At 65.0% G+C, this 9,098-nt stretch carries 10 protein-coding genes; 4 read left to right on the top strand and 6 right to left on the bottom strand.

The window, feature by feature from the left end:
• A partial coding sequence (locus tag A2J01_RS09750; RefSeq protein WP_064112606.1) for an ATP-dependent helicase occupies positions 1-2,417 on the bottom strand: 2,417 nt, incomplete at its 3' end.
• 52 nt (positions 2,418-2,469) lie between these two features.
• On the opposite strand from A2J01_RS09750, the gene A2J01_RS09745 reads away from it, so the two are divergent.
• From A2J01_RS09745 to A2J01_RS09735, 3 genes are read left to right on the top strand one after another with little or no spacing between them, the layout of a single operon-like run.
• Positions 2,470-3,258 (top strand): alpha/beta hydrolase, encoded by a 789-nt coding sequence (locus A2J01_RS09745; protein WP_064112605.1) that lies wholly within the window; start codon positions 2,470-2,472, stop codon positions 3,256-3,258.
• A 10-nt stretch (positions 3,259-3,268) separates the two neighbouring features.
• Complete coding sequence (locus tag A2J01_RS09740) at positions 3,269-3,565, top strand: MGMT family protein (RefSeq protein WP_064112604.1); 297 nt, start codon at positions 3,269-3,271, stop codon at positions 3,563-3,565.
• Between the two features lie 50 nt (positions 3,566-3,615).
• Positions 3,616-5,361, top strand: a complete 1,746-nt coding sequence (locus tag A2J01_RS09735) for an NTP transferase domain-containing protein (RefSeq protein ID WP_064112607.1) — start codon at positions 3,616-3,618, stop codon at positions 5,359-5,361.
• A gap of 5 nt (positions 5,362-5,366) precedes the next feature.
• Here the strand turns inward: A2J01_RS09735 and A2J01_RS09730 are convergent, their stop codons facing one another.
• Complete coding sequence (locus A2J01_RS09730; RefSeq protein WP_007731243.1) at positions 5,367-5,711, bottom strand: hypothetical protein; 345 nt, start codon at positions 5,709-5,711, stop codon at positions 5,367-5,369.
• Positions 5,708-6,286: a hypothetical protein gene (locus A2J01_RS09725; RefSeq protein ID WP_042922177.1), complete on the bottom strand. Its 579-nt coding sequence runs from the start codon at positions 6,284-6,286 to the stop codon at positions 5,708-5,710. The genes A2J01_RS09730 and A2J01_RS09725 overlap by 4 nt, the downstream gene beginning before the upstream one ends.
• 89 nt (positions 6,287-6,375) lie before the next feature.
• On the opposite strand from A2J01_RS09725, the gene A2J01_RS09720 reads away from it, so the two are divergent.
• Complete coding sequence (locus tag A2J01_RS09720) at positions 6,376-7,143, top strand: 8-oxoguanine DNA glycosylase OGG fold protein (protein WP_064112603.1); 768 nt, start codon at positions 6,376-6,378, stop codon at positions 7,141-7,143.
• A 19-nt stretch (positions 7,144-7,162) separates the two neighbouring features.
• On the opposite strand, the gene A2J01_RS09715 is transcribed toward A2J01_RS09720, so the two are convergent.
• The 3 genes from A2J01_RS09715 to A2J01_RS09705 form a co-directional block, all read right to left on the bottom strand.
• Positions 7,163-7,810, bottom strand: coding sequence for a maleylpyruvate isomerase family mycothiol-dependent enzyme (locus A2J01_RS09715; protein ID WP_007731241.1), 648 nt, complete (start codon positions 7,808-7,810; stop codon positions 7,163-7,165).
• A complete protein-coding gene (locus A2J01_RS09710; protein ID WP_037130090.1) occupies positions 7,755-8,504 on the bottom strand; it encodes a sirohydrochlorin chelatase in 750 nt (249 codons plus the stop codon). Before A2J01_RS09710 ends, A2J01_RS09715 begins: the two co-directional genes overlap by 56 nt.
• On the bottom strand, positions 8,491-9,098 hold a 608-nt coding region (locus A2J01_RS09705), incomplete at its 5' end, for a winged helix-turn-helix domain-containing protein (RefSeq protein WP_197494192.1). The genes A2J01_RS09705 and A2J01_RS09710, both read right to left, overlap by 14 nt.

Below are 9,098 nucleotides of genomic sequence, written 5' to 3'. Positions count from 1 at the left end.
ACGACGCTGCGAAGCTGTGCGACCAGTGCAGGCAGCGACAGAACCCGGGTATCCCCGGTCTCGGGTGCAACGACGTCGAGATCGGAGGACGGATCGTCCGAGTACGCGTCACCACGGATCAATTCGTCCACGAACCGCGAAGGCACCAAGTCGGTGTCCCCCGAAGCCGATTCGACTGCGGTGATCAGCAGACGGCGACGAGCACGGCTACAGGCAACCAGGAACAACCTGCGTTCTTCGGCCAGAAGCGGTGCGGTTCGCGAGAGTCGTTCGGCAGCCGAGTCACTGCCGTCGGAGACTCCGTTGACCAGGTCGATCAGCGCTTCGGTACGCAGTAGCGATCCGCGTGCCCGCAAACTCGGCCAGAGCCCCTCCTGCACACCCGCCACCGCCACGACCGCCCATTCGCGACCCGCCGCGGCGTGAGCGCTGACCACGGTGACGGCGTCGGGAGTGATGACCGATCGGCTCCGCGAACCGGTCGGTATCTCCTGGCTGGTCAAGTAGTCGACGAAACCGGCGAGTTGCGAACGCGGCAACCGGTCGACGTAGTTGGCGGCCGCGTCGAAAAGTGCGACGACTGCGTCGAGGTCTCGATCGGCCTGTGAGCCGATAGGTCCGCCGCGCGCCGACGCAGCCGCCCAGCGTCGTTCCAGCCCCGTCGCCTGCCATGCCGCCCACAGAACTTCTTCGACCCCGAGACCTCGCTCGAGAGGCACTCGGGCCTTGCGAAGGACCGACAGCACGCGATTGAGTGCCGCAGCTTCGACGTCTGTCAACTTGCCCATGAGGCGCTTGGACTGCGCACGATCCTCGTCGATCAGAATGAGCCGCAACAACTCCGAGGAGTCCCGATCACTTCCCGATGCCAACTCGACCCGGCGCAGGCCACGACGCAACCGGCGCAGGGTGACCGGCTCGGCGCCGCCGATGGGACCGGCCATCAGGGCAAGCGCGTCGTCGCCGGTGAACTGATCGCCGCCGAGCGCCCGAAGGACCAGCAGCAGGCCGGACACTCCGTGTTGCCTGGCCAGCGGCAATTCGGTGGCAGCGGTCGTGACGGGTACCCCGGCCGCGAGCAGGGCTCGCCGGAGAGGGGCGAGAGTACGCGGCACCGACCGCACGATGACGGCCATCTCGGACCACGCAATCCCGTCCAGCAGATGCGCCCGGCGCAAGGTATCTGCGACGACTGCCGCTTCTTTGGCCGTCGTACCGAGAACCCGCACCGACGCCCGCCCCGGGTCCTCGTCGGTGAGATCGGATGGAACCGCGATGCGATGAGCGAGGTTGCCGGGCAGCCGCGCAGCGATCTTGGCCGCGATCGACGCGACGTCGGCGTTGTTGCGAAACGTGGTGGGCAGGACGATCTGGCGCTCGTCTCCGCGCTCGGCGAGTCCGAGTAGGAACGCCGAATCCGCACCGCGGAACCCGAAGACCGACTGATCGGGATCACCGGCGATGACCGTGCCCGCAGTTGCGGTTCCGATCAGCCGAACCAGCTGCGCGGCCTGCGGATCCAGATGTTGTGCGTCGTCGACGAGTAGGTGCCGGATCCGAGCGCGCTCGGAGCGAAGCAATTCGGGATCGGTGGCGAACGCGGTCAATGCCGCACCGATCAACTCGGCCGCGTCGAGTGCCGGCGCCGTCGCCTCCGGAGCCTCGACACCGACACTGCCGCGTAGCAGCACGCCTTGCTCGTAGGCCTCGGCGAACCGCCCGGCCGCCACCCACTCCGGACGGCCACGCTTCTTGCCGAGCTTGACCAGATCTTCGGGACCGAGTCCGCGCTCGTTCGCTCGCAGCATCAGATCTCGAAGTTCGACGGCAAAGCCGTTCAAACCCAATGCGGGTCGCAGGCGCTCCGGCCACCGGAGCGCACCGTCTTCTATGTCGCCGCGCAACATCTCTCGGAGCACCGAGTCCTGCTCGGCGCCGGTGATCAGGCGTGGCGGCGCGTTGCCGTGCGCTGCGGCTTGAAGCCGGAGTACGGCAAAGGCGTACGAGTGAACGGTGCGGACCAACGGCTCACGAGTTGCCTGCGGTCCGCGTTCTTGTTCGTACCCGAGCAACCCGGCCGTGATCTGCTCGCGGACCTGCGTCGCTGCCCGGCGCGACTGGGTGAGCACCAGGACCGATTCAGGATCTTCGCCACCGGAGATCTTCTGCACTGCCAGATCCACCAGAAGGGACGTCTTGCCGGTTCCGGGGCTGCCGAGTACCTGCCAGGGACTCCAGGCGGCCCCCGAGCCGAATGAAACAGGGCCGAACGCGAGTTGGAACGGATCCTCGGACGGCGGCGCGAACAGCCGGGCCGTCCCTTCGTCCCACGTTCGGGGTATCGGAGACGGCGCAGTTCGGTGCACCAACCGCGCCCGCGGGATGGTGACCTTGCTGCGTGTTGCCGTCTCACTCACCCAGGCATTCCACCAGAGCGCACCGACAACTCACACATCGCCTGCATCCGGCATGATTGACCTCGTGTCTGCACTCCATACGTATCTCTACGGACCCGTCGGGGCACCGGAGATCCTTTCGCTGCACGGTCTGACCGGTCACGGCCGACGTTGGCAGTCGATGGCCGAGAACCAACTGCCCGAAGCGCGCTGGATCTCGCCCGATCTGCGTGGTCACGGACGCTCGACCTGGGCTCCTCCGTGGAACATCGAATCCCACGTGGCGAGCCTGCTGGAGACGCTCGACGAACATGCCACCGGACCGGTGGTGATCGTCGCGCATTCTTTCGGCGGAATGCTGGCGCTGCACCTCGCGGCCACCGCACCGGAACGCGTTCGTGGGCTCGTCCTGCTCGATCCAGCGATCGGCTTGGATCCAACTTTCATGCAGGAAGTGGCCGAACTCACAATCGGCTCACCGGATTACACCGATGCGGCAGAGGCCTACTCCGAGAAGATTCACGGCTCGTGGGGTGAGGTTCCCACCCAGGACCTCGACGTCGAGATGGCCGAGCACCTGATTCAACTGGGCAACGGGCGCGTCAACTGGCGCCTGTCCACGCCCGCGATCGTGACCGGGTGGGGCGAACTCGCTCGCCCGATCGTGCTGCCTCCGCCTTCGATGCCGACCGTGCTGGTTCAAGCAATGAAAGTCCAGCCTCCGTACGTCACCGACGAGTTCCGGGCAGCGCTCACCGAGCACCTCGGTGAAAATCTGACCAGCGTCGAATTCGACTGTGACCACATGGTCCCGCACGTGCAGGCCGACGAAGTCGCCGCCCTCGTTCGCAGCGTGCTCTGAAGGAACCGACATGGCAGCCACCACCGAAGAGCAGATCGAAGAGGTACGGCGCCTCATCGCGTCGATTCCGGCCGGTTTCGTGGCGACGTACGGCGATATCGCCGATGCTACAGGACTTTCCAGTGCTCGCACGGTCGGTTGGATCATGCGAACGGACTCTGCCGACCTGCCGTGGCATCGGGTTCTCGGCGCCTCCGGCAAACCGTCGGCGCACCTGGCTCATCGTCAGATCGCCAAGCTCGAACTCGAAGGCGTGCCGATCAAGGACGGTCGGATCGACCTGAAGAAAGCTCGGTATCACTTCTGATTCACGTGTCACCGGTCGTGGTGACGCGGGCGATGGGGCAGCATGGAGGTATGACCGTCACGCCGCCGACCGCCGCCCTCATTCTGGCGGGTGGTCGCGGGACCCGAATGGGTGGTGTCGACAAACCCGGCCTGCTCGTTCACGGCCGCAGGCTCCTCGACATCGCGCTTTCAGCGACGGCGCATCTGGACGCCGTCGTCGTGGTCGGTCCACATCGCCCTGAACTTGATCCTGGCATCACTCAAACTCAGGAAACTCCGGCCGGAGCCGGCCCTGTCGAGGCGATCTGGGCCGGATTGTCTGCGACCCGGTTACCCGACGACGCCGTGGTGGTGGTCCTGGCGTCCGATCTGCCGCACATCGAGGCCCTATCAGTCGACGCTTTGATAGCTGCCACGTCGACGGACAGTCCGGTGACGTGTGCCGTGGACGAGAACAACCGAACCCAATTCCTGCTCTCCGCGTGGACATTTCGCGAACTCCGGCAACGCCTGTCCACATTGCGGGAGAGTTCGGGGTTGGAGAATCAACCTATGAAAGCGATTGTCACCGAACCGTTCTCGACGCTGAGTGTCGCTGGTACCACTGACTGCGACACACCGGCGGACATCGACCGCGCGCGAAACCATCCGCGCCTGACGATCGAGCAAGCCCGCGCCGCCGTCAGGAACTCACTGACAGCATTGTCACCACACCGGGCCGCCCTCGCCGACAGTCTCGGAGCAACGCTCGCGCAGCCTCTCGTCGCCCTGGGTGATCTTCCTCGATCCGATGTCTCGGCGATGGACGGGTACGCCGTCTCCGGCGAGGGTCCCTGGCGAATCCGAACCGAGATCCGTATCGCGGGCGCCGACGGGCAACTCGAACTCGGTGAAGGCGAAGCGATTCGCATTGCCACGGGAGCACACCTGCCCCTCGGCGCCACCTCGGTGATTCGTGACGAGTATCTGTCCGTCGACGAGCCATCTCGGATGGTACGGAGACTGCCGGATGCGCCGCACCGCAACGACGCTCGACCACGAGGGGAAGATTGGACCACCGGATTCACGATCGCTCCGACCGGTACCGCGGTGACTCCGGCGGTGGTCTCCGCAGCTGCCAGCGGCGAGGTATTCGACGCCCTCGTCCGTGGTCCGGTACGGGCACGCGTGATAGTCACCGGCGACGAGATCCGGCGGACCGGTCCACTGCGTGAAGGTCAGACCCGCGACTCCGTCGGTGGGATTCTCCCCTACCTACTGGAAAGCAACGGCGTACGGTGCGTGGCGAATTCGCACCTGAGGGACACGGCCGACAGTTTCGAGCGTGTACTGGCGGATGCGACTGAACAGGACCTGCTTGTTGTCATTGGTGCGACGGGCGGCGGCGCTGCCGACGAAATGCGCAGTGCGCTCGATCGACTCGGCGCTCGCACGATTGTCGGGCGAGTCGCCTCGCGCCCGGGCGGATCTCAGATAACGGCTGTCCTGCCCAGTGGTCGGGTGGTTCTCGGCCTCCCCGGCAACCCGTACGCCGCAGTGACCACCCTGTTGACGATGCTGCCCACCGTCGTGGCCGCCTTGACGGGAAGCGACACACCACCGCCACTGCTCGGCATCATCGAGAACGCCGCTGCGGTGACTTCCGATGCGGTACGCCTACTGCCGGTCACACAATCCGCCGACGGTCGCTGGCGCGCCGAACGGTCTGTACGTACCGCACACCTGGCGGGGTTGATCGGGCGCTCCGCGTTTGCACTCGTTCCGCCACACGCGGAAGACGGTGCCGTAGCCGAAGTGGTTGTCCTCCCACGCTGATCGGGTCAGTCGTTTGGGCGCCTACGCCGGTTGACCCCGACCACGCCGACCACTATCGCAAGCACCAGCGAATACACGCCCCACAGCACCAAAAACGGCAGCAACCAGCCGGCATCAACGGTCTGACCGCGCGGTCCGACGCAGTACAGCGTGAAATTGGTGGACGTACCGTCGCCGTCGGAAAAGGTATCCGAGACGACCATCGCGCTCGATGTGGGAGCTTCACAGAAAATCGGCGCCAAATGAGCGACCTGTCCTGGCCAGATCACCGAAGACAGTAGTGCGGCAAAGATTCCCACGACCACGATCACCACTACGGAGATCAGCAACGGAGCGATACGGCGGCTCACAGCGGGTGCACCAGGAAGGGAGTTCCGTCAGGCTCGAAGACCACCAGCGCCCGCGAGCGTGGAGATTCCACCATCACGGATGCGCGAATCGCCTCGGTGCGACTGACCGAGATCCCGGTGACTTCGCCGTCGTCGACACCGCTGTTCTCCAGCGCGTCGTCGACCAACTTCTCGAGGTTCGTCAATGCCGGCACTTGATCCAGCGTGAACGATCGTGCATCGAGATCGTCGGTGACACTGACTTGCACGGGGCTCGGCTCGCCGAGAATGACTCCGTCGAAAGAGAATCTGTCGAGCTGGGTCGGCTTCCCGGGGTCTCGAACGGTGACTCCGAGCGTCTCGATCGGGCTGATGTCGATGCTGGTCACCGATACCGCGTCGACGCCGTATCTATGTGCGAGGCTGTCGAACCCGCCTCGCACCAACTCCGACGTCATCCCACCGCCACGTTCGCGCATCTGATTGTCGAAATCCATCCGATCAACGGCACCGATACATCCGCTCAGACTCGTGGCCGCCAAAGCGATGGCTACCGTCCACAGCGCCGACCGCACCTGCGAGGACGCGAATTTCATGAGCGGAGCGTACCGCGAGTGTCCGGTTCCATCCCGGTGGACTGCGCGTCGGACGAATTCCTGTCGGCGACTCGTGGGATCATCGCGCCATGAATCGTGTCGACGAAGGATTCGAACCGCCGGACGCATTGGTCGAGTGGTGCCGCTCCCGCACCTTTCCACTGCACGTCCTCGACGACGAAGCCACCGTCGACCTGGATTGGTGGAACGCACACCTGAAGGACGCCGGCCACACCATCAGCCTGCGCGGGCGTGATCTCGACGGCAAAGTGATCACCGAAGGTCGAGCCATCGTTCAACGCAACGACCTTCGCCCGTCGAGCGATCTCGTTGTCGCCAAGCACGACGGCCTCGGACTACTGTTTCTCTGCGCGGCCTGGCAGGGCTCGCACGAGAGCCGACGGTTCACACGGCGGTTCCCCAACGTCTTCAATCCCCATCACCGCGAGGACGAGGATCCGCTGACCCAGATCACAGCCATTCTCGATCACTGCTCGAAAAACAAGTCGATGCCCGTTGTGCGGCGCGACACCTGGTCCGGGTGGCCACTCACCCCCGGTGTCGGGGTATCGCTGATGGCCGCTTTCATGTGGGCAGTGGGCGTACAGGACGAAGGCCGACGCGCTCAGATGATCGACCAGTACGGAGTCTCGACGCTCATCCACGAGGGCTGGCTCGAGGATCCTTCCGTCACCGGCTTCACGACGCGTCGCTACCGCCGGTACTGCGAACTTCTCGACAGCTGGGCCTATGCCGCCGGCACCCAACCCGAGATCGTCGAGATGTGGTTGGTGAAAAGGTGGAGTGCGCGGTTGGCCCAAGCACGCAACGACGTGAGCGCCCCCACCCTGTTCTAACTCTCAGAACGGCTGCATCTCAGAACGGCCAGGCAGGGAGAGTCGGCAGCCCCACCCTCGTCGGCCTCCCGACCAACCAGGCCAAGGTCTCCGCGTCGGACAGTGACGGCACTCGTACACCCGGGACCGCCGTCTCGAGTGCGCCCAACTGACTGGCGAGAGTGAATTCCACGAACTCGGCAGGCCAGTCGTGGCAGGTGTAACCGATGTCGAGGTCCATCAGGTGAATCTCGATCTCGTTCCAGCGCAGGATCGGTAGATCGAATGCCGTCACAGGTTTGCGCCACGGCACCGGTGTGTCCAGTCGATCTGTCGGGATCTCGCACAACGCGTCGACCAGCCTCGTTCCCGAGAAGCGGTAGTCGAGGGCCAACAATTCAGCCGGGCGATCTGCGCCCTCTTCGATTGCAGCATTGCGCGCATCCGGCCCCCCTGGATACATCTCCCCCGATTCGCCGCCCTGCACGCCGGCAACAAATCTGCCCAGCGCGTCGGCGTTGCGCGACATGTGCGTGACCACGTGCCCCCGACTCCACCCGGGTAGCCCGGACGGCTCACGCGCCTGCTCTTCGGTCAGTGCACCGATGAGAGCCTGTGCCTTGACGTCGGATTCACGAACTGCTGCGACCAGGTCGGCATACGTCGGCGTTACGGAGTGAGACGTCATGCAGCGATACTAGTTCCCTTCGCGCACTCTCATACCGATTCACGACAAGGTCCACCACTCCCGGATCGACGCCGAGCGGTTCGGTCACACCATCGGCTCCTGCAGCGTGCAACCTTTCGTGGAACAGCCCGTGCGCGAGGAGGTACGAGGCGACAAAAACTCGCTTCGCGCCGCGAACGCGTGCTGCTGCAACAACATCGGCTACCTTCGGCTCCCCGGTCGCGATGTACCCGATGTCGACACGAGTCCCCGCCGCTTCGGCAAGCATCAGCGCAGCACGCTCGACGTCTCGCAGCGCCCGCGCATCGGACGACCCGGCGGCAGCAAGCACTGTCGCGTCACCCGGATTCCACCCCGCTTCGGTCAAGCGCCGAAGCAACACGCGTGCAAGCGCCGGATCGGGTCCGAGTGCCGGCGTCACACTCACAGCCGAGTGCTCACTGATCGCCACTTCGCGTCGAACATCGGTGTGAACGTGGTAGCCGGACGCCAAGAAGGCCGGTACGAGAATCGCTCGCCCCGGAGTGTCCCGGAGGACTTCCGAAGGTGACGGACCGAGCACATCGACAAAGGCAACGCGCGTGCGTCCGACGCGCGTGCCGACGGCGTCGGCCAGTGCGGCAACCATTTCCACGCCACGTGCACTACGCGTGCCATGAGCTACCAGGACGAGGACATCGTCATCGCGTTGCATAGTCACCTGGATTCTGTACGTAGTCGCCGGGGTCGAGGGCAAGTCGATAGCCCCGCTTGACCACCGTCTGAACGGCTTTGGGCGCGCCGAGGCACGCGCGCAATCGGGCGACGGCGGTCTCGACGGCATGGGTGTCGCCGCCGCCGCCGGGAAGAGAAGCCAGCAGTTCGTCGCGGGAGACGACTCGACCGGGGCTGGCACCGAGAGTGCGGATCAACGACATCGCAGCCGGCGGCAATTGCTTCACTTCACCGTCCACGACTACGCAACCGCCGCGAATGCTGATTTCGTGTTCGCCGGCTTGAATCTTGTTGGCTCGCTGCGGGAGTTCGTCGACGATGTGTCTCGCGAGCGCGCCCAGACGTGCCCGCGCCGGGGCTGTGGTCGGTACATTCAAGGCTTCGAGCGGCGCCGAGGTGACCGGGCCGACGCACATTGCCGCCACCGGACCCCGCATCGCGTCGAGAATGTCTCCGAGATCCCCGGTCTTGTCGGCTCGCATCAACATCGAGGCTACGGCCGGTGCACTGGTGAAACTGACGGCGTCGATTCCGGCTGACGCTATGGCGTCGATCATCCGGTCGAGCAGCGTCG

Origin of the sequence: Rhodococcus sp. EPR-134 (assembly GCF_001647205.1) — a bacterium.
GTDB lineage: Bacteria > Actinomycetota > Actinomycetes > Mycobacteriales > Mycobacteriaceae > Rhodococcus_F > Rhodococcus_F qingshengii.
This window is presented reverse-complemented; position numbering and strand designations above follow the sequence as displayed.